Source organism: Dyella sp. CR10, from assembly GCF_055814425.1.
The window spans coordinates 3,490,177-3,513,311 of record NZ_CP185986.1 but is presented as its reverse complement, the minus strand read 5'-3'; the positions used below and the strand labels follow the sequence as shown (position 1 = coordinate 3,513,311).

Sequence of the window (23,135 nt, the reverse complement as noted above, 5' to 3'; positions counted from 1 at the left end):
CGTTATGGCATCAATGAACGACGCGATGCTTGGCTAAAGCATTCGCGATAAGGCGAGGATCGAACGAAGACATGGGAATCCAGCCAAGGTCGGCCGGATAGTCGGCCGTCAGTTCAATGACATCCACTTTGCTTGCGCCAGGTCGCGTGTAGACCGAACTTGCATGCGTGAGGTGCCAGGCTGATCGTTTGGCGGAGTAGGCGAAGACATAGGTTTGCCCGCCGCGCTCTCGCTCATTGAAGTAGCCGATTTCCTTGGGCTTCACCGTGAGGTTGTCATTGAGGTCCATCTCGCCGGCCCGCTTGGGAAAGCTGATGGTGAGGCAATCCACAGCCTTGTCAGTCTTATCTACGACGAGGTAATCGGTGCCCTTGCTTTGCAAGATCACGAGCTCACATGGATTGGCGGTGGAAGCTTGGTGCGATGCATGGCGAACGACCATGGCAGCCCCCGTATGGGTACCGTCCAACTGGTCCTGCCGCTTGAATGCCAGCACCGTATCAGTGGGGGAAAGCAGGGATCGAATCGCGTCAGGTACGGCCAAAGCCTCGGGGCCCGTTGCTTGAGGGATGGCACTTGCCGAGCCGACTAGACAGATTGCAAACAAAAAGAAGATCGCTCGCTCGCAGAACTTCTCAGCCATCTCAGCTCTCCTTGGTGATGAAGCGACTAACCCGGTATGGCTTTAGATTCGAGTGATCGACGATAACGGGGAGTCTGCTGCCCTTCAATTCGCCGTACTCCTCCAGATAATTCCTCTCGGCCGCAAGTATGTGGGGCGGCGGAAGCACGGCGTGCCGCTTACAGGGCACGCCGCGGGCTTGCATCGATTACACCGATTCGGCCACCAGTACAGGCCCCAGGCTGAGCGATTCGGCGTATTGGCTCAGGTGGTGGACGGCCATGAGCAGGCCTTCGACGCACGTGGGTGGCAATGGCCATTCGCCGGGTGCGGTCGGTTGGCCGCAGGCCTGTTGATCGCGGAAGACTTCGTGATTGCCGAGCAAGCCGGTGAGCACGTTCACCGCCATGCTGATGCTGGCGAGGCGCGCGAGCAGGCGTTGATGCGAATCTTCCACGTCGTCTGGGACGTCGTAGGGGCGAGCCAGTGGGTTGGTGGGGAGCGCCTCGGTGGGAAGAGGGCGCGGGTCTGCCTTATGATCGATGTCAGCCATGATCAACTCCGTTGAAGTTGTTTGTGGTCAGCGGGTCGGATGGGTTGCACCCCATCCGGCCCGCGCTGCACGGCGGTGAGGCCGTGGTCGTCGCGAAAACCGCGAACGACAAAGCAACGCTAGCGAAGCGTGGCGAAGAAATCTGTCAGGGATCGCTGATAGATGCGTGGAGGCTCAATGTGCGAGCTGTAAGGAAGGGGCTTATATCGATTACATCGATTCGGATATCGGCACGGCCCCCAGGCTGGGCGATTCGGCAAACTGTTCCCACCCAGTTTGCTTCACAACCTGGCAGGCTTTTTTGGCATCCCGCCCGCATTGAGTAGCTACCGCTCGGCGCATCCATCCACTCGAATGACGTACTTGAAAATCCCGCCGCCTATGAGGGCCGGGGGCCGCTGGCCTGTCGCATGGTTCAAAGACTGACGCGGGAATCGCATTATCGCGCCAGCCTGTGCGGTGCCTGGCTATGGGCGGAACAATCTCGTGCCAAGCACGCCATAGTCAACACAGCACTATGAAAGCTTCATCGCAGGCCCTTGCTGCTGCGCTTGGCTTTGCGTCACGCCATGCTGCTGGGCTTGAGCCTGCGCCTGCCGTCCCTGCTCGGCTGCCTGATCCCACGCAAGAGCGCTCTGCTGGGCGGATGTATGGATGGCCTCTACAGTGAGCACCCCTGCTATCTGCCGATCCATGCCGGCCCCTTTGAGATTTCCCTGCACGGCAAAGGACTTGCTGCCGTCGGGGCTCAACAGTACATGATCGATCCTGTCCAACCCCTGCGCCTTGGCCTGCACGGCCAGCGCTGCGGCAAAATCCTTGTCTCGCTCGGATGGCGCGACGTTGTGCTGCGCGTTGAGCTTGGCCACGCCGGCATAGGCCTGCCTGTACATGTCATACCCTGGATGATTGGGGTCATCCATCCCTCTATCACTGAGCATCCACTGCAGCGGCCTGCGATGCGGCATCGGATTGGCGTGTTCTTTATTGAGCTGGCTGCCGGGTATCGGGTCTTGGATGCTCTTTACGTCATCCACGTTCTGCGCTGGTCGGAAAGCGCTCTTGCCATCACTGTGGCTCGGCAGGGGGATACGTATGCTTGGACCGGCGGTGGTGGTACTGATGCTATGTGCGGAAATCTCAATGTGATTCTGGCGCTGGATGCCGGCGTGATTGAGCCCGGCCCAGGTGAAGTCGACGCAGTTGTTACGCACGTCCTTGTACTTGAGATCGAACCCATGTTGTTGCGGGCGCTCGCCGAACTCCTTCAGCTTCTCGTATTGCTCCTTGGAAATTTCCATGGTGCGCGAGTACAGAGGGTCCTTGTAGTTCTCCACGTCATCGCGCGAGATAAAGCCTGGGCCGTCGATGCTGCCGTGCTCGATGGGTGCGAAGCCGAAACTCTGCGGCTTTCCTACGCCATCGTTGATCGCATAGAACATGTGCCCTGGCGTGGATGTCGCTCCTGGCTCCTCCTTGGCCAGAGGTGTGCCCGGTGCTGCCACATAGATCGTGACCGAGTATTTCTGCGGATCGGACATCGAGTGCTCCTTCACTCACCGGTGTTGTAGAACGGTGCCACCTTCAAAGTCGTGTGCACACCCGCGAAGATCGGAAGATCCACTACTGTCTTCACTTGGGCGTAGTAGTGGCCGGATCTGCTCGGGCGAAAGCCGGTTATCAGCACATTGGCAATCGCGCCGTTGGTGCCGTACAGATGCAGATGGGCGATCTTCGTGCTCTCCTGCCCGCCGGGGGCGGAATGGAGAATGGCCTGATTGTCTTGCGTCGGCACGGCGATGGACTTGCCGTTGCTCACCAGAAAGACCTCCACCTCTACCGGGAAATCATTCTGTTGAATGGCATCTTCGATCTGGCCGTGCTCGGTCTGCGGAAAGTCCAGAGCGATCATCAGGCGGCGCTTGCCTTGCACCTGTGCGGGGCTCACCTGAAAGTCGATGCGCGCCGTAGCGCCAGCCTTGTCCAGCGCGAACGGTGCGCTGACGAGAAGGTTGGACGGTTGAGATGCAGTGGCGGGTGATGCGTGCAAGGCTGATCCGATGATCGTGGCTGTCCATAGCACGGCCCATTGCAGTGTTCGCTTCATGCCCGATGTCCTATCGGCTTAATCGTTGGCGAGAGCTTATCAGGAGGGCGGGCTTGGGTTGTTGAGCCAGGCGAGAACTCAGTTATGTCTCAAATATCGCCATGCAGTGCCTGCAGCGCCGCCAATGCCGCCAGTCCGGCCGTCTCGGTGCGCAAGATGCGCGGCCCCAGCCGCAGGCCGCGAAATGCCGCCGCTTCCAACGCCGTTATATCGCGCTCACCCAACCCACCCTCCGGCCCCACCACCAGCACGCCGCCACTCGCCGGAAACACCAGCGCCCGCGCCTGCACCGTCCCCTCCGGCAATAACGCCAACCGCAACGCGCCATCGTCGGCCGGCAGATCGCGCAGCCAGGCTTTCAGCGGCAACGCCGGCACGATCTCCGGCACGAACGCGCGGCCGCTCTGTTCGCAAGCGCTCTGCGCCACGGCGCGCCAATGCGCGAGGCGCTTTTCCGCGCGCGATGCATCGAGCTTCACTTCAGAGCGTTCGGTATGCAGCGGCACGATGCGTGCGACGCCCAGCTCGGTGGCCTTCTGCACGATCAGGTCCATCTTCTCGCCGCGGGCGATGCCTTGGGCGAGGGTGAGGCGCAGTGGCGATTCGTTGTGGACGCGCTCGCTGGCGTCGATGCGCACGCTCACGTCGCGTTTGCCGACGCTGGTGATGGTGGTGGCGTAGTCGCACCCGTCGCCGTTGAACAGTACCAGCGGATCGCCGGCGCTCATGCGCAGGACGCGGGCGACGTGTTCGCCGGCCTGGGCGGGCAGGGAGAATTCGGCGCCGAGGGCGAGAGGCTGGTCGACGTAGATGCGGATGGTGCGCATGGCGTGCAGCTGACGAAGCGGGAAACGAGCGGGGAGGATAGCGAAGCGGGGCGCGGGCTGCTTGCCGCATCCGCTGGCGGGCGGCGCAGCGAGGATTTCCGTCAGGCGCGCGTCGCCCGTCTCGGCTGAGCTGAACCGTGGCGAGGCGCCGCGCAACCGGCGGTTGCCGTTGGTCGCCGGCAGGCGCAGCATCGTCGTTACCCACGGCTGCATGAGGGCCGAAACCATGTCGAAGTCACCGATCCTGTTCGCCACCGTGCTGGTGGGCGCCCTGGCCAGTGCGGCCATCGCGGCGCAGAACACCCCGCCACAGACACCGCCGCCCACGCAGGATGCGCGCACCCGTCGCGTCGAGGGCTTGGAAACCATGCCGTACACGCCGCCGGCGGCCAGTTCGAGCGCCAAGTCGGCGCAGCGGCCGGTCAACGATCACAACTGCCTGCGTCAGACCGGCAGCCATATCCCGCCGAAGGACGGCAAATGCATCCCCATGCCTGGGCGCGCCTACAACAAGGAAGACATCGACCGCACCGGCGAGCGACAGCTAGGGCCGGCGTTGCGGAAGCTGGATCCGAGTGTGAGCGGGCATTGAGGCGGTGCGTATGCCGACGTCCTGGATGTTCTAGTGACGGGGGGCGCGTGGTCGTTGCTGGCCAGGCCTGTGCCGGAATGGAATGACGAGTCTGGAAAGCGCCAGGGAGAACCCGGGCGCTTTTTCAGTCGGCGATAGCGCGCTCGATGCCCGCGATCGCCACGTCCACCAGCTGATCCAGCTCGTCCGTGGTCACCACGTACGGCGGCATGAAATAGACGACATTCCCAAGCGGCCGCAGCAGCGCGCCGTGCTCCAGTCCATGCAGATACACGCGCAGGCCGCGGCGTTCTTCTGACGGATACGCCGCGCGCGTGGCCTTGTCGCGCACCAGCTCCACCGCGGCGATCATGCCGGTCTGGCGGACGTCGGCGACGTGCGGATGATCGCGCAGCGGCGCCAGGCGCTTGGCCAGATGCGCCGCCAACACCTGGTTGCGCGCCAGCACCGGTTCGTCGCGGAAGATGTCCAGCGTCGCCAGCGCCGCACGGCAGGCCAGCGGGTTGCCGGTGTAGCTGTGCGAATGCAGGAACGCCTTGCCGGCGTGGTATTCGGCGTAGAAGGCCTCGTACACGGGCGTGGTGGTGAGCACGGCCGACAGCGGCAGAAAGCCCCCGGTGAGGCCTTTGGAGAGACACATGAAATCCGGCGCGACGCCGGCTTGTTCGCAGGCGAACAGCGTGCCGGTGCGGCCGAAGCCCACGGCGATCTCGTCGGCGATGAAGTGCACGCCGAACGCATCGCACAGCGCGCGCAGGCCGGTGAGGTAGCTGGGGTGGTACATGCGCATGCCGCCGGCGCATTGCACCAGTGGTTCCACGATGACGGCGCAGGTTTCGTGCGCGTGCTGCTCCAGCAGCGCACGCAGTTCGCCCAGGCGGCGCGTGGCGACGGCTTCGGGCGATTCGCCCGGCTCGGCTTCGTAGGTGTCGGCCGAGGGTGCCAGGATCGGGGTGAGCAGCAGTGGCGCATACGTCTTGCGGTACAGCGCCACGTCGCTGACCGACAGCGCGCCCAGGGTCTCGCCGTGGTAGCTGCCGGTGAGCGCGATAAAGCGGGTCTTCTCGCCGTGGCCCTGGTTGAGCCAGTAGTGGAAGCTCATCTTCAGCGCCACTTCGATCGCGGCGGAGCCGTTATCGGCCAGGAACACGCGATCCAGCCCGGCCGGGGTGATCGCCGTGAGGCGTTCGGCCAGCTCGATGGCGGGCTCATGGGTGAAGCCGGCGAAGATCACATGCTCCAGCGTATCGAGCTGGTCCTTGAGCGCCGCGCCGATGCGCGGGTTGGCGTGGCCGAACAGGTTGGTCCACCAGGAGCTGATGCCGTCCAGGTAGCGGCGGCCGTCGGCGTCCACCAGCCACGGGCCTTCGCCGCGGACGATGGGCAGCAGCGGCACGGTGCCGGCGTGGTCGTGCATCTGGGTGCAGGGGTGCCAGAGGTGGCGGAGGTCGCGCGCGGCGAGGGTGCGATTGCGGCTTTCGTTCGGACTCATCCGGGTATGATCGGACCTCGGCGCCGGCTGTCTCAAGCCCGCCTGTCCGTTGGAGTCTCCCGTTTTGATCCGGCTGCGCACCATCCTGCTGTTCCTGTTGCTGGTTTCCGCCCTGGCCTGGCTGGTGGCGTACCTGCCGGCGGCCTGGGTGCGCCCGCAGCTGGAGGCGCGCCTGCATGGGCTGCGGCTGGAAGGGCTCAGCGGCACCCTGTGGGACGGCCATGCCGGGCGGGTGCTCACCGAGAAAGGCGCGGATCTGGGCCAGCTCGACTGGCAGCTCTCGCGCCGCGCCCTGCTGGGCGAGACCCGGCTGGACGTGAACCTGCAGGGCGACTGGGGCCATCTCAGCGGCCACATGCACAAGCTGGACGCCAAGCGCGACGAATGGAGCGGCGTGCGCGTGGACGGCGACCTGGCGGCGCTGTCCGCCCGCGTCGCACCGGCGGCGCAGCCGGTGGAAGGCCGGCTGGTCATCGACGGCGCTCGCGTGGTGATGCAGGGGCGCTGGCCGCTGGAACTGGATGCCGCCGCGCAATGGAGCGATGCGCGCCTGGCGGGCGTCGAGCGCGGTCTGGCCTTCGGCAACCTGCAGTTGCGCGCCAATGGCGCCGGCGGGGTGGTCAATGCCACCGTGGAAGACGACGGCAACGGCCCGCTGCAACTGGCCGGCCATCTGGCGCTGAGCCCGCTGGGCTGGAAGTACGACATCAAGGCCAGGCCGCGCGAGCCCGATCCGGCGCTGCGCGACTGGCTGGCCAACTTCGGCCGGTTCGCGGCCGACGGCAGCATGCATCTGCAACGCAGCGGCGGACTGGCCGCGATCATGGGCAAGGGGAATCGATGAGCGCACCCGATCTGGCGCGGGCGCTGTCCGCGGCGCGCGAAGCCGCCGAGGCGGCAGGGGAGGTGATCCGCCATTACTGGCGACGCGGCGTGGATGTGGAGATCAAGAGCGACGATACGCCGGTGACGGTGGCCGATCGCGAAGCCGAGCTGGCGATCCGCGCGATCCTGGAGAAAGCGCTGCCCGAGGCGGCCATCTACGGCGAAGAGTTCGGCCTGGACGACCACGCGCGCGAGCTGATGTGGCTGGTCGATCCGCTGGACGGCACCAAAAGCTTCGTGCGGCGCACGCCGTTCTTTTCCACCCAGATCGCGCTGATGCACAAGGGCGAGCTGGTGCTGGGCGTATCCAGTGCACCGGTCTACGGCGAAACGCTGTGGGCCAGCGCCGGCGGCGGCACGTGGTTCGACGGCGAACGTGTGCGCGTGGCCGGCACCGAAGCGATGGCGCAGGCCTCGATTTCCACCGGCAATGTAAAGACATTGACGCGCGACGCGCGCTGGGCCGAACTCGGCGCGCTGATCCGCGACAGCAACCGCATCCGCGGCTACGGCGATTTCTGCCATTACCACCTGCTGGCGCGCGGCGGCCTGGATCTGGTGATCGAGTCGGACGTGAACATCCTGGACGTGGCGGCGCTGGCGGTGATCGTGCGCGAAGCCGGCGGCGTGTTCACCGATCTGGACGGCCAGCCGCTCACCCTGGACACGCGCAGCGTGCTGGCGGGCACGCCCGCCTTGCACGCGCAGGCACTGGCGCGATTCCGCGCCGCCCTACGGAGCTAACATCCACCGATGCGCAAACCACCGATCATCCATGCCACCCGCGACGTGCACGACAGCCATTTCCTGCACGTGGAGCAGCTCGACCTGGAGTTCTCCAACGGCGAGCGCCGCACCTACGAGCGCCTGAAAGGCAGCGGCCTGGGCGCGGTGATCATCGTGCCGATGCTCGACGACGACACCGTGCTGCTGGTGCGCGAATACGGCGCCGGCGTCGGCCGCTATGAACTGAGCCTGCCCAAGGGGCGCCTGGACCAGGACGAGACGGCCGAGCAGGGCGCGGACCGCGAGCTGAAAGAAGAAATCGGCTACGGCGCGCGCAAGCTCAAGATCCTGCACAACCTGTCGCTGTCGCCGTCATACATGACGCACATGGCGCACATCGTGCTGGCGCAGGATCTGTACGAGGAACGCCTGGAAGGCGATGAGCCGGAAGAACTCGAAGTGGTGCCGTGGAAGCTCGCCGAGCTGCACGAGCTGATCGCCCGCGACGATGTGACCGAAGGTCGTTCGATCGCCGCGCTGTTCATGGCCCGCGAGTATCTGGCCGGTCGGTTCAAACCGGCATGAGCCAGCCGGCCTCTGCATTGCTCGAGCAGGTGGCCGCGATCGCGCGCGAGGCGGCCGACGCGATCCTGGTGGTCTACGCGCAGGAATTCGAAGTGCAGCGCAAGGCGGATCACTCGCCGGTGACCGAGGCGGATCTCGCCGCGCAGCGCGTGATCATGGCGGGGTTGCAACGACTGGCAGACAAGCTGCCGGTGCTGTCCGAGGAAGCGCGCATCGCGCCGTGGCCGCAGCGCCAGGCGTGGACGCGCTATTGGCTGGTCGATCCGCTCGACGGCACGCGCGAGTTCGTCAAGCGCAATGGCGAGTTCACCGTGAACATCGCGCTGATCGACGGCCATGAGGCGATGCTCGGCGTGGTGCTGGCGCCGGTGACGGGCGATCTGTACGCCGCCGAGCGTGGCAGTGGCGCGTGGCGTCAGATGGCGGCGGATGCGCCATGGCAGCGCATCGCCACGCGCGGCGTCGCCGAGCCGCCGGTGGTGGCGGGCAGCCGTTCGCATGGCGGGCATGGCATCGCGTTGTTGCGCGATCTGGTGGGCGAGGATTTCGTCGAGATGCCGATGGGTTCGTCGCTGAAGTTCTGCCTGGTCGCGCGCGGCGATGCGGACGTCTATCTGCGCCGCGGCGCCACCAGCGAGTGGGATACCGCCGCCGCGCAATGCGTGGTGGAGGAAGCCGGCGGCTTGGTGCTGGACCTGGCCGGTCGCCCGCTGCGCTACAACCGCAAGGATTCCCTGATCAACCCCGAATTCATCGCCGTGGGCGATCGTTCGATCGACTGGGCCGCGCGCCTGCGCGACGCCGAGGTGGAACCGCATGACTGACACCAGGCGCCACAGCCTCGACGACCTGCTAGCCATCATGAGCCGCCTGCGCGATCCGCAGGGCGGTTGCCCGTGGGACTTGCAGCAGGACTTCGCCACCATCGCACCGTACACGATCGAGGAAGCCTACGAAGTGGCCGACGCGATCGACCGCAAGGATTGGCACGACCTGCGCGACGAGCTGGGTGATCTGTTGTTGCAGGTGGTGTTCCACGCGCAGATGGCGAAGGAACAGGGGCTGTTCGATTTCAGCGACGTGGCGCATGCGATCAGCGACAAGATGATCCGCCGCCATCCGCATGTGTTCGACGATGTCAGCTACGACGATGTCGAGGCGCAGACCGAAGCGTGGGAGGCGATCAAGGCCGAGGAGCGCGCCGCCAAGGGCGAAACGCATGACGACAGCGCGCTGGCTGGCGTATCGCGCGGCCTGCCGGAGTGGAAGCGTGCGCTGAAGCTGCAGCAGCGCGCGGCCAAAGTCGGCTTCGACTGGCCGGACGAACAGCCGGTGCTGGACAAGCTGGCGGAAGAGATCGAGGAAGTGCGTGCGGAGTTCGCCGCGGGCGCCGACAAGGCGCGCCTGCAGGACGAGATCGGCGACGTGCTGTTCGTGCTGGTCAACCTGGCACGCCATGCCGAGGTGGATTTCTCCCAGGCGCTGCGGCATGCGAACGCGAAGTTCGAACGGCGCTTCCGCGCGATGGAAGCCGTCGCGCGCGAGGAAGGCATGCCGTTGGCCGAGCGTGGACTGGAGGCACAGGAGGCGCTCTGGCAGCGCGTGAAGGGCGACGAGACGCTCACGTCGTAGCGCCCTCTAACCCCCTCTCCCCTCCGGGGAGAGGGCTGGGGTGAGGGGGCCTACGGAGCGTAGAAGCAGGGGCTTTCTTTTAGGCGCGCCTCGCTCTGTAGAACCGCCTTCTCCAGCACCCGCCCCTCATCCGGCTGCCGCCACCTTCTCCCCGGAGGGGAGAAGGACTCCACTAGCCCCCACAAGAGAGAGGCGCGAGGTCTGGGGTCCTCGCGCCTCAAGTTCCATCGCTGGGCAAACAGCGGTTCTTGCGTTGTCGTTGTGGTTATGCGGTTGCCGGCCGGCGCAAAGAGGGGGCGGGTCATGACGGGTGTCGGGTCTGGACAACGCCCCTGCCTTGTGGCGGTTGACCTGCGCGGGGCGGCTTGCAACCTTTTGGCGTGCCGGCGCATCCCATCGCCGAACTTCCCTCAGGAGCCATACCGATGCGTCACCTCTTCCTTGCCGGCCTGCTGTTGCTGCCTCTCGCCGCCCACGCCGGCGACGACTGCAAGTTCAAGGCCCCGCGCAATCTCCAGCTGGATCTCAATGGCGTGCGCTCGGTACAGATCGACCTGCGCAGCTACGACCTGCACCTGCGTGGTGACAGCGGCGTGCGCGTGGGTGAGCTGACTGGCCAGGCCTGCGCCTCCAGCCAGGAGCTGCTGGATGACCTGGTGGTCACGCAACGCCGCGAGGGCGACACGCTGATCGTCCAGGCGGGGCGCGACCGCTCGCATTGGGGCTTCGGCCGCACTTACACGGAACTGAAGATCGACCTGAAACTGCCGCCATCGATGCCCGTCGCCTTGAACGTCGGCTCGGGCGAAGGCTGGGTGGACGGCATGAAGCAGCTTGATGCGCACGTCGGTTCCGGCGACCTGCACGTCAAGAACATCGACGGCCCGCTAACGGCCAGCATCGGTTCGGGCGATGTCGATGCGAGCAATGTCGGCAGCGTGGACGTAGGCGCGGTCGGTTCGGGCGACTTCAAGGGCGCGGACATCAAGGGCAACGTGCGCGTGGGCAGCATCGGCTCGGGCGACGTGGCAGTGACGCGCGTCGGCGGCAGTGTGCGTGCCGATACGCTGGGCTCGGGCGACCTGACGGTGCGCGATGTGGCCGGCGACCTGTCGTTGGGCGCCAAGGGCAGCGGCGACGTGAACCACTCCGGCGTGCGCGGCAAGGTCAACGTGCCGCGCGACCGCGATGACGATTGATCAGCTCAGCCAGCGCGTGACCAGATAGACCAGCGGCGCGCACACCAGCAGGAACGGAATCGACACGCGATGAAACAGCCGCAGTCCCTGCGGCTGTTTCGCCAGGCGCAAGGCGATCAGGTTCGCCAGCGAACCGATCGCCACGCCGAAGCCGCCGACATTCACCGCCACCGCCAAGGCCATCGCATCGGGCGCGCGGCCCAGCAGCAGGACGGTGGCCGGCACGTTGCTGATGACCTGCGAGGCGAGGATGCCGCTGGCGTAGAGATGCAGCGGATGATCGAGGCTCACCGCGTCCATCATCCGGTTGACCCATGCGAGCTCGGCGAAGTGGCCCAGGCCGACGAAGATCGCCGCGAAGGTGGCCAGCAGCAGCCAGTCCAGCTGCGCCAGCAGGCGCCAGTCGAACACGGCGAAGGAGACCAGCAGCAACAGCGCGCCGATCTCGGCGTGACCGTGCTCCATCATCAGCACCATCATCGCCAGCGCGACGATCGACAGCACGGCCTGCGTGGCGGAGACGGCGTGTCCATCGACTTGCTCGGCGCGCAGCTCCACGCGTCCGCGCGGCAGCCAGCACCACGTCAGCAGCGCAACCAGGGCGAACATGGTGGCGGCCGTGGGCAGCATGGCGCGGACGAACTGCAGGAAAGGCAGGTGCAGGTACTGCCACACCAGCAGGTTCTGCGGATTGCCGATCGGGCTGAGCGTGGAACCGGCGTTCACCGCCAGCGCTTCGAGGATCACCAGACGCAGCACCGGCAGGTTGGAGATCCCGCCCGCGGCGACGGTGAGCGGCACGATCAAAAACAGGCTCACATCATTGGTGAGCACCATCGACAGCACCGCCGTGATGCTCACCAGCAACAAGCCCAGGGTGCGCTGCGAATGCGCCCGTGCCACCAGCAGGCCGGCCAGGTGTTGCACCAGCCCGCTGTCGCGGATGCCCTGGATCGCGATCATCAAGCCGAGCAGACCGGCCAGCGTGGGCAGCTGCAGCCAGCGCTGGTAGTCGCTTCCCGGGTGCGGATCGGCCAGCGCCAGCACCAGCGCGAGCAGGGCGAAGGCGAGCAGCAGCCATTCGTCCTTCAGGTGCTGGCGCAAGGGTTTGCTCATTGCCACTCGGTAAGGCCTTCCAGTTCGTAGAGCTTCTTCCAGCTCGGCCGCGCACGCACGAGGTCGGCCAGGCGCTTCAGCGCGGGCCAGTCGGTGGCCGGACGCGGCATGTTGCGCGACCAGCGCAGCAGCATGGTGAGCATCAGGTCGGCGCCGCTGAAGCGCTCGCCGAGCAGGTAAGGGCCGTGTGCGGACAGATGCGCGTCCAGGCGATCCCAGATGCCTTCGATGCGGTGCTGGATGGCGGCGCGGATCTCCGGCGTATGCGTTTCGTAGCCCAGCTCGCGGGGATAGAACCACAGGCGATAGGCCGACATCAGGGTATTGCTCAGGTACACCACCCATTGCTGCCACAGCTCGCGTTCGCGCGTGCCCGGGGGCGGGATCAGCCCGGCTTCGGGATGGCGCTCGGCCAGCACCATCAGCAGGGCACCGGATTCGAAGCGCGGCTCGCCGTCGATGACGACGACGGGCACGGTGCCGCCGGGATTGAGTTTCAGATATTCGGGCGAATGCTGCGCATCGCTGTCGAAATCGACCAGTTCCAGCCGGTACGGCGCGCCGATTTCCAGCAGGGCCAGGTGAACGACCATGCTGGCCGTGCCAGGAGAGTAGTAGAGGGTGTACATGCGCAGTCCGCGGGATGACGATGCCGCGATCTTAGCGGCAGCGACGGTACAGGTTGCATCGTCGCTGTCGAATCGCGTCAGCCTTCGCGCAACAATCGCATCGGTGACGTACGCGTGACTTTGCGCGTACCGGCCAGGCCCAGCAGCATCACCACGACGGCTGCGCCCAGCGCCGCCAGCAGCAGCGGACCCATGGGCGGCACGAAATGCTCGATATGGAACACCGAGCGTCCCATCCACCAGCCAGTGCCGGCCGCGCCGAAGGCGGCGGTGAGTCCGGCGACCAGGCCGAGCAGGGCGAATTCGCAGGCCGCCGCCAGGCGCAGCTGACCGCGGCGGGCGCCGAGCGTGCGCAGCAGCGCGGCTTCGTGCCGGCGTTCGGCGGCACTGGCAGCCAGCGCCGCCGCCAGCACCAGCGCGCCGGCGAGCAGGCTGAAGGCCAGCACCCAGCGTACGGCATGGCTGACGCGGTCGACGATGTCGCGCACGCGGTCGAGCAGCGCGTCGACGTCGATCAGGCTGAGGTTGCCGAAATCGCGCGACAACCGCGCCATCGCTTCGGCGTTGCCGCGCGGTACGTAGAAGCTGGCGATCCAGGTGTGCGGCAGGTCCTTCGCGTGCGCCGGATCCAGCAGCAGGAAGAAGTTCACCCGGAACGAGCTCCAGTCGACCTGACGCACGCTGGCCACGCGCGCATCGATCGTACCTTCGCCGATGTTGAAGCTCATGGTGTCGCCGATCTTCAGCGCGAACATGTCGCGCCACATGGTGTCGACCGAGATTTCCGGCACGGGCGGATTCGGACCCGTCCACTGGCCGGCAACGACCTGGTTGGACGGTGGCAGTTCCTGCGTCCACGACAGGCGCAGCTGGCGGTCGGCCCAGTCTTTGGCGCGTTCGTCCTTGAACGGCAACTGGTCGATCGGGCGGCCGTTGATCGCGGTGAGCTTGCCTACCGCCAGCGGCAGCATGTTGAGCTGCTGCGCGCGGAGGCCGCCGAGCGCCTGTTCGAAGCTGGCGCGCTGATCATCCTGCAGGTTGAGCACGAACCAGTTGGGCGTGTCGGCCGGCAGCTCGCGCCGCCAGCCTTCCAGCAGCGCGGGCGCGACGATGGCCAGCAGCAACAGCGCGACCAGCCCCAGGCTGAGCGCGGTGGCCTGCAGCAGGCTCATGCCGCGCCGGCGCGCGAGCGCGGCCAGCCCCAGGCGCAGTGCCGGGTGTGCCCCGGGCGCGACGCGACGCGCTACCCACAGCAGCAGGGCCGCGAGCAAGGCGGCCACAGCGGCCACGCCGACCAGGCTCACGGCCAGGATGCCGGCCATGCGCGCCGAACCGCTCTGGCTCCAGATCAGCAACAGCGCTACCGCCACCGGGATCAGGTACAGCGCATCGAAGCGACGCACACGGCGCGCCATGCTCTCGCGGAACACCGCCACCGGCGGCACTTCGGCCAGGCGCGCCAGCGGCGGCAGGGCGAAGCCGGCCAGTACCGCTACGCCCATCGCGGCGGCGGCGAAGGCGGGCATCAACGGCAACGCCACCGGCACGCTGGTGAACAGCGTGCTGGCGAAGCTCCAGGCAGCCTGCGCGATGCCCAGCGCCAGCACGATGCCTAGCAGCGAGGCGGGTATCGCCAGGGCGGCCAGCGTGCCCAGCAACAAGCCGAGCACCCGCCGGCGAGGCGTGCCCAGGGCGCGCAGCAGGGCGACTTCGTTGGTCTTGCGCCGCGCGTAACGCTGCGCCGCCAGCGCGATGGCCACGCCGGCCAGCAGCGCGGAGAGCAGGGCAGTGAGGCGCAGGAAGGCGCTGGCGCGGTCGAAGGCGGTGCGCATGCGTTCCTGGGTCTGCTCGGGCGTGATCAGCTCGGCCCCCTGCGGCAGCTTCTGTGCCTGTGCCCAGCGGCGCCATGCGGCGACTTCCGCGGGTTCGCCGGCGACCAGCAGGCGATGGCGCGCGCGGCTGCCGGTGCCAAGCAGGCCAGCCTGTTCGGCATCGCCCAGGTTCATCAGCGCGCGCGGGGCGAGGGCGAACAGTTCGCCGCCATCCGGCTGGCGCACCAGTTCGGCGCCGATGCGCAGGTCGCGGCCGCCGACCTGCACGTGGTCGCCCGCCTTGAGGCTGAGCGCGACCATGGCGCGGTGGTCCAGGTAGACCTCGCCCGCCGTCGGGCCGTGGCCGATGACATCGCCTTGCGCGTTGCGCAGTTCCAGCTTGCCGCGCAGCGGGTAGGCCGCGTCCACCGCCTGCACGTCGAGCAGCTGGCTCTGTTCGTGAGCGAAGGCGACACTGGGGAAGCCCGCGCCGCGCGACACCGCCAGGCCACGCTCGCGCGCCCGAGTGGCGTAGTCATCGGCAAGCTTCTGCGGCGAACCGATGCCCAAGTCGCCGCCGATCAGCTCCGCGGCGTTGGCGAGCATGCCGCGCTCGATGCGGGTGGCCAGCGTGGCGACCACGCCCAGCGCGACCACGGCCAGGGTGAGGGACGCAGCCAGGGTGCGCAGTTCGGGCAGATGCCATTCGCGCCGCAGGCTGCGCAAGGCGAGGCGCAGCAGCCTCATGCGGTGAGCTCCGCGGGGCCGCGCGCGATCACGCGGCCTTCGTGCAGTTCCACCCGGCGCTGGCAGCGTTCGGCCAGCAGCGGGTCGTGGGTGACCAGCACCAGGGTGGTGCGGTGGTCGTGGTTCAGTGCGAACAAGAGGTCGCTGACGTGGTGGCCGGTGCGCTGGTCCAGGTTGCCGGTGGGCTCGTCCGCGAAGAGCAGGCGCGGGCCGTGCACGAACGCGCGGGCGATCGCCACGCGCTGCTGTTCGCCGCCGGACAGCTGCGCCGGGTAATGCCGCCGCCGCGCGCCCAGGCCGACCGCCTCCAGGGCCTCGCGGGCGCGGCCGCGCGCATCGTCGCGCCCTTCCAGCTCCAGCGGCAGCATCACGTTTTCCTCGGCGGTGAGCGCCGGCAGCAGGTGGAAGGACTGGAAGACGAAGCCGACCAGGCGCCGGCGCAGGTCCGCGCGGGCTTCTTCGTCCAGGCTTTCCAGCGCGTGGCCGTCCAGCGCGACGTGGCCCCCGGACGGCACGTCCAGGCCGGCCAGCAGGCCCAGCAGGGTGGTCTTGCCCGAACCGGAGGCGCCGACGATGGCGAAGCTCTCGCCGGCCTGCACCTGGAGACTGACGCCGCGCAGGATGTCCAGCTGTCCCTCGGGGCCGCGCACCGACTTGCTAACATCGCGGGCCTCGAGAAGCGGACGGGAAATAGCGGTCATGCGTCGGATCCTTTGGCTGGTGCTGCTGTGGCTGGGCTGGGCGGGCGCCGCGGTGGCGGCACCCACGAAGACCGTCTTGGTGCTGGGGGATTCCCTCTCGGCTGCGCACAACATTGCGACCGCCCAGGGATGGGTGCATCTGCTGGAAGTACGTCTGAGCGACATGGAGCCGGCCTGGACGGCGATCAATGCCAGCATCAGCGGCGAAACCTCGCTGAGCGGCCGCAACCGGCTGCCGGCGCTGCTGGAAAAATATCGCCCGGGCGTGGTGGTGCTGGAACTGGGCGCCAATGATGGCTTGCGCGGCCTGCCGCTGGCGGCCCTGCGCGAGAACCTGGCGGTCATGATCGATGCCGCGCAGAAGGCCGGGGCCAAGGTGCTGCTGCTGGGCATCGAGCTGCCGGTGAACTATGGCCCGCAGTACCGCGACGGCCTGCGCGCGGTCTACGCGGACCTGGCCAGGGAGAAGCGTGCCGGCCTGGTGCCGTTCCTGCTGGACGGCGTGGCCCTGGACCCGGCGCTGATGCAGGATGATGGCCTGCATCCGAAGGCGGCGGGCGAGCCCAAGGTGTTGGAGAATGTGTGGAGCGGCCTGCATCCCTTGCTTGGCCCCGCCACCTCCAAAAAGTGATCCCGTAGGTCTTTTGAGGCTTCCGCTGAACGATCCCGAAAACGTTTCACACCCTGCTCACCACGGGCGAAGTTAGCTTTCACTTATGTGAAGTGCTGGGAGGTAAGGATGAGTTCACGCGACGAACAATCTGGTTTGATCCTGCTGGTCGAGGACAACCGTCAGATCGCCGAGATGGTCGGCGAATTCCTGGAGCGTCGGGGTTACTCGGTCGATTACGCCTCCGACGGGGTGAGCGCGCTGCATCTGGCGGTGACCAACAGCTACGACGTGGTGGTGCTGGACCTGATGCTGCCGGGCATGGATGGCCTGGAGGTGTGCCGCAAGCTGCGCAAGGAGGCGAAGAAATCCACGCCGGTGCTGATGCTGACCGCGCGAGACACTCTCGAGGACAAGCTGGTCGGCCTCGAATCGGGCGCCGACGACTACCTGGTTAAACCGTTCGAGGTGCGCGAGCTGGAAGCGCGCCTGCGCGCGCTGATCCGCCGCGACCGCCGCCAGGTGTCCACCGAGGTGCTTACCGTGGGCGACATGACGCTGGACACGGCCACGCTGCGGCTGACCCGCGGCGGCAAGGAGCTGACCGTGTCGCCGATCGGCCTGAAGCTGCTGGCGATCCTGATGCGCGAATCGCCGCGGGTGGTGAGCCGGCGCGACATCGAGCGGGAGATCTGGGGCGATACGCTGCCGGATTCGGACACGCTGCGCTCGCACCTGTACAACCTGCGCCGCGTGATCGATAAGCCCTTCGACCGTGCCTTGCTGCACACCATCCATTCGGCCGGCTACCGCCTGGCCGATCTCGACGCGGAGACGCCTGGATCGGGGTCCAAGTCCGGTGGTCTGTCGGGCGGTCTGCCGCGGCCGACGCTGGAGGCGGGTTCCGCATCCAAGGTGGCCTTCTCGAAGTAGCTCGATGGTCGCAGCGCTTTCACCGACGGCGGCGGACGTGGTCCGCCGCGGCGCCTTTCATCGCCGCATGGCCTGGGTGTTCGGCCTGCAGGCCGTGGCGGTGGGCGTCGTGTGCGTGCTTGGCATTGCGGACATGCTTCCGGTGCCGGCGGTGCTGGGAGCGATCGTGCTGGTTGCGCTGCTGTCCTGGCTGATCGCACGGCTGCAATGGCGGCAGGTGCGCCGGCTGGCCAGGGCGGTGCGGGCCTGGGATGAGCGCAAGGCGGGCGAATGGTCGCCGGGCGAACTGCCCCAGCGCACCGACGCGGATGTCGCGACGCTGGCTGAAGGCCTGTACGGCTTCGCCAGCCGCATCGCCGGCTACAACCAGCGCGAGCGCAATTTCACCCGCGATGCCAGCCATGAGCTGCGCAGCCCGCTCACGGTGATCAAGATGTCGGCCGACATGCTGGCCGACGAGGATGCGCTGGGCGAGTTCGGCCAGCGCTCCGTTCAACGCATCAAGCGCGCCACGCGCGAGATGGAAGCCTTGGTGGAAGCGTTGCTGATCCTCGCGCGCGAGTCGGACAAGGGCCTCACCGAAGAAGACTTCGTCGTCAACGACGTGCTGGAGCGCGAGCTGCGCGATGTGCGCGAGCTGCTGGAAGGGCGCCCCGTGACGCTGCAATTGGAAGAGCCGGCGCGCTTCGCCCTGCACGGTTCGCCGCGCGTGTTCGCGGTGTTGTGCTGGCAGCTGATCCGCAATGCGTGCCAGCAAGCGGAGGAGGGCACCATCGTGATCACCGTGCACCCCGGCGCGGTGACGGTGACCAATCGGGTGGCGATGGGGCCGGACAAGGTGGATCGCCACGGTTTCGAGCTGGCGATCGCGCAGCGCATCAGCGAACGCTTCGCCTGGCCGATGGAGCTGCAGACGCGCGACGGGGATCAGCACGTGGCGCGAATAAGGTTTCCGCAACCGCTGCCAGTGAGCAACACCTGACACAGGTCGGGGTGCGCCGAAGGCGTACCCCAACCTGCGGTCCAGGTTTTCAGCCAAGCGTCGACGCCACCGCGAAATCGCAGCCCGTCTTCGCCTTCACCTCTTCCACCGTGACGCCGTCCTGCAGCTCGATCAGGGTGAGGCCCTTGCCCTTCTGGACCTCGAACACGCACAGGTCGGTGATGATCAGATCCACCACCTGCTTGCCGGTGAGCGGCAGGTCGCACTGGTTCTTGATCTTGGGCGAACCGTCTTTCGCGGTGTGCTCCATCAGCACCACCACGCGCTTCACGCCGCTGACCAGGTCCATCGCGCCGCCGGGCCCCTTGACCATCTTGCCCGGCACCATCCAGTTGGCGAGATCGCCGGTGCAGGACACTTCGAGGCCGCCGAGGATGGACAGGTCGATATGGCCGCCGCGGATCATCGCGAACGATTCGGCGCTGGAGAAGAAGCTCGAGCCGGGCAGGGAGGTGATGGTCTGCTTGCCGGCATTGATCAGGTCCGGGTCGACGTGCGCGTCGTCCGGGAACGGGCCGATGCCGAGCAGGCCGTTCTCCGATTGCAGCGTGACGTCGATGCCCGCCGGGATGTAGTTGGCAACCAGCGTCGGGATGCCGATGCCGAGGTTGACGTAGAAGCCGTCCTGCAGTTCCTTCGCCGCGCGCTGCGCCATGGCGATGCGGATCGGGCTTTCCTTGCCGGTGTTGGCGCCGGCGATGGTGCGGAATTCGATGCGCTTCTCGTACGACGGGCCCTGGATGATGCGGTCGACGTAGATGCCGGGGACGTGGATCTGGTCCGGCTCCAGCGTGCCCACCTCGACCAGTTCCTCCACTTCGGCGACGCAGATCTTGCCGCAGGTAGCGATCATCGGATTGAAGTTGCGCGCGGTCTTGCGGAACACGAGGTTGCCCAGGCGATCGCCCTTCCACGCCTTGACGATGGAGACGTCGGCATGGATGGCTTCTTCCAGCACGTATTCCTTGCCGTCGAAGACCTTGGTCTCCTTGCCCTCGGCCAGCTTGGTGCCGAAGGCGGTGCGCGTGTAGAAGCCGGGGATGCCGGCGCCGCCGGCGCGCAGCTTCTCGGCGAGGGTGCCCTGCGGCACCAGATGCAGCTCCAGTTCGCCGGCCAGCACCTGGCGCTCGAACTCCTTGTTCTCTCCCACGTAGGAGGCATACACGCGCTTGACCTGGCGGGTCTTGAGCAGCGGACCCATGCCGAAATCATCCACGCCGGCGTTGTTGCCGACGATGGTCAGCCCCTTGGTACCTGCCGCGAGCAGCGCGCCGATCAGGTTCTCGGGAATGCCGCACAGGCCGAAGCCGCCGGCGGCGATAGTCATGTCGTCGAACAGCAGCCCGTCAAGAGCCTGCGCCGCGCTTGCGTAAACCTTGTCCATTGCGATGCCTTCTAGCAGGGAGAGCCAGCTGCCTAGGATACGACGGAACGATGGCGGCTCATGCTGTACCAAGGTCGCAGCCGGGTTTCCTGGAACGGCTTGACGATTTCGTTTACGCATGTAATCGTAATTGCGATTACGTATGTAAACGGAGCCTTGCCGTGTCGATCAGCGAAGCCGAAGCGGTGGTGATGGAGGTGCTGTGGCGCCAGGCGCCGCGCAGCGCCGAGGAGATCCTGGCCGAGGTGGGGCCGCAGCAGGGATGGCAGGAGGGCACGGTGAAATCGCTGCTCAACCGGCTGCTGAAAAAGAAAGCGGTGAAGGCCGAGCGCGAAGGGCGGCGTTATCTCTACGCGCCACGGCTGACGCGCGAGCAGTACGTGTCGCAGGAGAGCAAGGGGTTGCTGGACCGGCTGTTCGACGGACGCATCGCGCCGCTGGTGGCGCATTTCTCGGAGCAGCGGAAGTTGAGCCGCAAGGATGTCGCCGAGCTGCGCAAGCTGCTGGAGGGGCTGGACGATGACCAGCTCTGATGGACTGGCACATCTTTGGATAGCACAGCTGGCGGCATGTGCCGGCATGGCCGCCGTCGCCGCCTTGAGGCGGACGTGTCGGCGCTGGCTAGGGGCGGAACGGGCATTCCTGCTCTGGCTGCTGCCACCGTTCGCGCTGCTGGCCAGCCAGTGGCCGCATTCGACGAGCGCAGCGATATTCGCGCTGCCCGATGCAGTGCGGCGCGTCGCCGCCGGACCGGTAGTGGCAGCGGCGACCCGATCTGGAGAGAACGAAGCGCATGTTGCACTGCTGTGGGGCTGGGCGGTTGGCGTCGTGATCATCCTGCTTGCCGCGTGCTTGGCACAGCGCGCCTATACGCGGCAGCTGCGTCATGCGACCCGCTATGTCATGCCTGATGGGCGATGGCCGGTGATTCGCGCGATCTCCTCATCCGTCGGTCCGTCGATGGTTGGCGCATGGCGCCCCGTCATCGTCCTGCCGGGGGACTTCGAACAGCGCTACACGACCCATGAGCGCGAGCTCGTGCTTGCGCATGAAGTAGCCCACGCGGAAAGGCGGGACGGATGGTGGGCACTTTGCGCCTTGGTCTTCACCGCGTGTTGCTGGCCGGGCCTTGTGGCTTGGTGGGCGCTGCGCGCCTTCCGCATGGATCAGGAACTGGCCTGCGACGCCCGCGTCCTGCGCCGTTTTGCCGGTCGGCGGCGCAGTTATGCGCTGGCAATGCTGAAAACCCCGCAGGCGACATTCGCCTTGCCTACCGGTTGTTCTTGGTCGTCCCGTCATCCACTTTCGGAGCGTATTGCCATGTTGAATCTGCCTTTGCCCGGTCCGCTCGTTCGTCGTGCGGGGTTCGTCGCCATGCTTGGTGCCTGCGCCGCGATATCCGGCTTTGTCTATGCGGCGACGGCGCCCGCATCGACCGCTCGGTCACTGCCCGCGACCGTCGCGAACGAATACCAGTTGGACATGGCCGTCGACGTCGTCGGCGACGACGGCAGCCGGCGGCACGCCGACAAGGCCAGCCTGGCCTTGTGCATGAAACCGGGAGAGAAAGGCAGCGTGAGCGTGCATGTCTGGTCGCTCGACGCCACGGCTGTTCCGGATCAGGAAGGGCATGTCCGTATGGCATTGGATCTGAAGGACGGTGCCGGTGCGTCGCTGGCCAGGCCTGAGCTGCGAGGCACCTTGGACTCGGCGTCACATGTGGAAGGCATGGCGCTCGACGGCAAGCATCGATACGCCATCGACATCACGCCAAGAGCGGGCTGTCCCGCGCGCGAGAAGGCCCGGATTGCGCAGGCCGGTTGAGCTCGTCCGTAAAAAGGGGCGGCCGCAAGCGACATTCGGCTGAGTACGGCCGCTCCCCTGGCTATACTCGCCCGCGACCATCCCGGGGAGAACGACCGTGAAGTTGCATCGCCTGTTTGCCGCCCTTGCCGTCCTCGGAGCGTCCGCCATGAGCCATGCCACGACGCCGGTGCTGGTGATCCATGGCGGCGCCGGCGTGATCAAGCGCGACATGAGTCCGGCCCGGGAAAAGGCCGTGCGTGCCGCGCTCACGCAGGCACTGCAGAACGGCTACGCCCAGCTCAAGGCGGGCAAGCCGGCGATGGATGCGGTGACGGCGGCGATCACCGCGCTGGAGAACGATCCGAACTTCAACGCGGGCAAGGGCGCGGTATTCACCCACGACGGCAAGAACGAGCTGGATGCCGCGGTGATGGATGGCAACACGCTCAAGGCTGGCGCGATCGCCGGCGTGCATCGCGTGAAGAATCCGATCCTGCTGGCGCGCGCGGTGATGGACAAGAGCCCGCACGTGATGCTGGTCGGCGACGGTGCCGAGGCATTCGCGAAAGACAATGGCGTGGAGCTGGTCGATCCGTCGTACTTCCGCACTGAAGAGCGCTGGCAGCAGTTGCAGAAGGCGCTGAAGGAAGACGCCGAGCACCGCCCACACGAAGACGTGGAAACCGCCAAGCACTTCGGTACGGTTGGCGCGGTGGCGCTGGACAGCGAAGGCCACCTGGCCGCGGGCACGTCCACCGGCGGCATGACCAACAAGCGCTGGGGCCGCGTCGGCGATTCGCCGCTGATCGGCGCCGGCACCTATGCCAACAGCGGCTGCGCGGTATCCGGCACGGGTTGGGGCGAGTTCTATATCCGCACCGTCGCCGCGCACGAGATCTGCATGCGCGTGACGCAGATGCGCGTGCCGCTCAAGCGCGCCGCGGCCGAAGTGATCAATCAGGAAATCCCTTCCATGGGCGGCAACGGCGGCGCCATTGCGCTGGACGCCAGCGGCAATCTGGCGATGCCGTTCAACACCGACGGCATGTTCCGTGGCTGGATGGGCGCCGACGGCGTCGCGCACGTGGCGATCTACGGCGACGAGGATGATGGTGCGGGCGATCCGTTGCCGGCGTCCGACAACCATCCGTAAGCCGATATAGGGAAGCCCAGGG

23 protein-coding genes and 1 pseudogene are annotated in these 23,135 nt (G+C 66.7%); 13 read left to right on the top strand and 11 right to left on the bottom strand.

All coding sequences use genetic code 11. The annotated features are described in order from the left end of the window. Positions 1 to 10: 10 nt before the first annotated feature. The 5 genes from ACNR9O_RS15885 to ACNR9O_RS15865 form a co-directional block, all read right to left on the bottom strand. Positions 11 to 643: a hypothetical protein gene (locus ACNR9O_RS15885; RefSeq protein WP_473687117.1), complete on the bottom strand. Its 633-nt coding sequence runs from the start codon at positions 641 to 643 to the stop codon at positions 11 to 13. 187 nt (positions 644 to 830) lie between these two features. Next, positions 831 to 1,175, bottom strand: a complete 345-nt coding sequence (locus tag ACNR9O_RS15880; protein WP_473687119.1) for a hypothetical protein — start codon at positions 1,173 to 1,175, stop codon at positions 831 to 833. 515 nt (positions 1,176 to 1,690) lie between these two features. Continuing rightward, positions 1,691 to 2,716: an XVIPCD domain-containing protein gene (locus tag ACNR9O_RS15875; protein ID WP_473687121.1), complete on the bottom strand. Its 1,026-nt coding sequence runs from the start codon at positions 2,714 to 2,716 to the stop codon at positions 1,691 to 1,693. Between the two features lie 11 nt (positions 2,717 to 2,727). Beyond that, positions 2,728 to 3,282 (bottom strand): hypothetical protein, encoded by a 555-nt coding sequence (locus ACNR9O_RS15870; protein WP_473687123.1) that lies wholly within the window; start codon positions 3,280 to 3,282, stop codon positions 2,728 to 2,730. 89 nt (positions 3,283 to 3,371) lie between these two features. Then, positions 3,372 to 4,109 carry a 16S rRNA (uracil(1498)-N(3))-methyltransferase gene (locus ACNR9O_RS15865; protein ID WP_473700797.1) on the bottom strand — a complete coding sequence of 246 codons (738 nt, stop codon included), beginning with the start codon at positions 4,107 to 4,109 and terminating at the stop codon, positions 3,372 to 3,374. 226 nt (positions 4,110 to 4,335) lie between these two features. Between ACNR9O_RS15865 and ACNR9O_RS15860 the strand changes: the two genes are divergently transcribed. Next, positions 4,336 to 4,701: a hypothetical protein gene (locus ACNR9O_RS15860; RefSeq protein ID WP_473687127.1), complete on the top strand. Its 366-nt coding sequence runs from the start codon at positions 4,336 to 4,338 to the stop codon at positions 4,699 to 4,701. A gap of 124 nt (positions 4,702 to 4,825) precedes the next feature. Here the strand turns inward: ACNR9O_RS15860 and ACNR9O_RS15855 are convergent, their stop codons facing one another. Then, positions 4,826 to 6,193, bottom strand: a complete 1,368-nt coding sequence (locus ACNR9O_RS15855; protein ID WP_473687129.1) for an adenosylmethionine--8-amino-7-oxononanoate transaminase — start codon at positions 6,191 to 6,193, stop codon at positions 4,826 to 4,828. A gap of 64 nt (positions 6,194 to 6,257) precedes the next feature. On the opposite strand from ACNR9O_RS15855, the gene ACNR9O_RS15850 reads away from it, so the two are divergent. From ACNR9O_RS15850 to ACNR9O_RS15825, 6 genes are all read left to right on the top strand, one after another. Next, complete coding sequence (locus ACNR9O_RS15850) at positions 6,258 to 7,037, top strand: type II secretion system protein N (RefSeq protein WP_473687131.1); 780 nt, start codon at positions 6,258 to 6,260, stop codon at positions 7,035 to 7,037. Beyond that, the gene (locus ACNR9O_RS15845; protein WP_473687133.1) at positions 7,034 to 7,822 is read left to right on the top strand and encodes an inositol monophosphatase family protein; all 789 of its coding nucleotides are present in this window, start codon (positions 7,034 to 7,036) and stop codon (positions 7,820 to 7,822) included. The genes ACNR9O_RS15850 and ACNR9O_RS15845 overlap by 4 nt, the downstream gene beginning before the upstream one ends. 9 nt (positions 7,823 to 7,831) lie before the next feature. Beyond that, positions 7,832 to 8,389, top strand: coding sequence for an ADP compounds hydrolase NudE (nudE, locus tag ACNR9O_RS15840; RefSeq protein ID WP_473687135.1), 558 nt, complete (start codon positions 7,832 to 7,834; stop codon positions 8,387 to 8,389). Continuing rightward, positions 8,386 to 9,213 carry a 3'(2'),5'-bisphosphate nucleotidase CysQ gene (gene cysQ, locus ACNR9O_RS15835; RefSeq protein WP_473687137.1) on the top strand — a complete coding sequence of 276 codons (828 nt, stop codon included), beginning with the start codon at positions 8,386 to 8,388 and terminating at the stop codon, positions 9,211 to 9,213. The genes nudE and cysQ overlap by 4 nt, the downstream gene beginning before the upstream one ends. After that, on the top strand, positions 9,206 to 10,021 hold the full coding sequence (mazG, locus tag ACNR9O_RS15830; RefSeq protein WP_473687139.1) for a nucleoside triphosphate pyrophosphohydrolase: 816 nt from the start codon (positions 9,206 to 9,208) through the stop codon (positions 10,019 to 10,021). Before cysQ ends, mazG begins: the two co-directional genes overlap by 8 nt. Positions 10,022 to 10,446: 425 nt before the next feature. Further along, the gene (locus ACNR9O_RS15825) at positions 10,447 to 11,220 is read left to right on the top strand and encodes a DUF4097 family beta strand repeat-containing protein (RefSeq protein ID WP_473687141.1); all 774 of its coding nucleotides are present in this window, start codon (positions 10,447 to 10,449) and stop codon (positions 11,218 to 11,220) included. On the opposite strand, the gene ACNR9O_RS15820 is transcribed toward ACNR9O_RS15825, so the two are convergent. The 4 genes from ACNR9O_RS15820 to ACNR9O_RS15805 all read right to left on the bottom strand — a co-directional run bounded on the left by ACNR9O_RS15820 (position 11,221) and on the right by ACNR9O_RS15805 (position 16,224). Then, a complete protein-coding gene (locus ACNR9O_RS15820) occupies positions 11,221 to 12,336 on the bottom strand; it encodes an SLC13 family permease (RefSeq protein ID WP_473687143.1) in 1,116 nt (371 codons plus the stop codon). It lies immediately after the preceding gene. Further along, on the bottom strand, positions 12,333 to 12,965 hold the full coding sequence (locus tag ACNR9O_RS15815; protein ID WP_473687145.1) for a glutathione S-transferase family protein: 633 nt from the start codon (positions 12,963 to 12,965) through the stop codon (positions 12,333 to 12,335). Before ACNR9O_RS15815 ends, ACNR9O_RS15820 begins: the two co-directional genes overlap by 4 nt. Before the next feature lie 77 nt (positions 12,966 to 13,042). Next, the gene (locus tag ACNR9O_RS15810) at positions 13,043 to 15,523 is read right to left on the bottom strand and encodes an ABC transporter permease (protein ID WP_473687147.1); all 2,481 of its coding nucleotides are present in this window, start codon (positions 15,521 to 15,523) and stop codon (positions 13,043 to 13,045) included. Next, the gene (locus ACNR9O_RS15805) at positions 15,520 to 16,224 is read right to left on the bottom strand and encodes an ABC transporter ATP-binding protein (protein ID WP_473687149.1); all 705 of its coding nucleotides are present in this window, start codon (positions 16,222 to 16,224) and stop codon (positions 15,520 to 15,522) included. Before ACNR9O_RS15805 ends, ACNR9O_RS15810 begins: the two co-directional genes overlap by 4 nt. On the opposite strand from ACNR9O_RS15805, the gene ACNR9O_RS15800 reads away from it, so the two are divergent. The 3 genes and pseudogenes from ACNR9O_RS15800 to ACNR9O_RS15790 all read left to right on the top strand — a co-directional run bounded on the left by ACNR9O_RS15800 (position 16,223) and on the right by ACNR9O_RS15790 (position 18,749). Beyond that, entirely contained in the window at positions 16,223 to 16,855 is a 633-nt protein-coding gene (locus tag ACNR9O_RS15800; protein WP_473687151.1) for an arylesterase, read from the top strand. The genes ACNR9O_RS15805 and ACNR9O_RS15800 overlap by 2 nt on opposite strands. 108 nt (positions 16,856 to 16,963) lie before the next feature. After that, positions 16,964 to 17,662: pseudogene (locus ACNR9O_RS15795) on the top strand (response regulator transcription factor); the annotation flags it as partial. 109 nt (positions 17,663 to 17,771) lie between these two features. Continuing rightward, positions 17,772 to 18,749 carry a sensor histidine kinase gene (locus ACNR9O_RS15790; RefSeq protein WP_473687155.1) on the top strand — a complete coding sequence of 326 codons (978 nt, stop codon included), beginning with the start codon at positions 17,772 to 17,774 and terminating at the stop codon, positions 18,747 to 18,749. 49 nt (positions 18,750 to 18,798) lie between these two features. Here ACNR9O_RS15790 and ACNR9O_RS15785 read toward each other — a convergent pair whose 3' ends face one another. Next, positions 18,799 to 20,154, bottom strand: coding sequence for a 3-oxoacid CoA-transferase (locus ACNR9O_RS15785; RefSeq protein WP_473700654.1), 1,356 nt, complete (start codon positions 20,152 to 20,154; stop codon positions 18,799 to 18,801). 161 nt (positions 20,155 to 20,315) lie between these two features. On the opposite strand from ACNR9O_RS15785, the gene ACNR9O_RS15780 reads away from it, so the two are divergent. The 3 genes from ACNR9O_RS15780 to ACNR9O_RS15770 all read left to right on the top strand — a co-directional run bounded on the left by ACNR9O_RS15780 (position 20,316) and on the right by ACNR9O_RS15770 (position 23,113). Beyond that, positions 20,316 to 20,687, top strand: a complete 372-nt coding sequence (locus ACNR9O_RS15780; RefSeq protein WP_473687157.1) for a BlaI/MecI/CopY family transcriptional regulator — start codon at positions 20,316 to 20,318, stop codon at positions 20,685 to 20,687. After that, complete coding sequence (locus tag ACNR9O_RS15775) at positions 20,635 to 21,978, top strand: M56 family metallopeptidase (protein WP_473700653.1); 1,344 nt, start codon at positions 20,635 to 20,637, stop codon at positions 21,976 to 21,978. Before ACNR9O_RS15780 ends, ACNR9O_RS15775 begins: the two co-directional genes overlap by 53 nt. A 148-nt stretch (positions 21,979 to 22,126) precedes the next feature. Next, positions 22,127 to 23,113 carry an isoaspartyl peptidase/L-asparaginase family protein gene (locus ACNR9O_RS15770; RefSeq protein ID WP_473687161.1) on the top strand — a complete coding sequence of 329 codons (987 nt, stop codon included), beginning with the start codon at positions 22,127 to 22,129 and terminating at the stop codon, positions 23,111 to 23,113. The last annotated feature ends 22 nt before the right edge of the window (positions 23,114 to 23,135 follow it).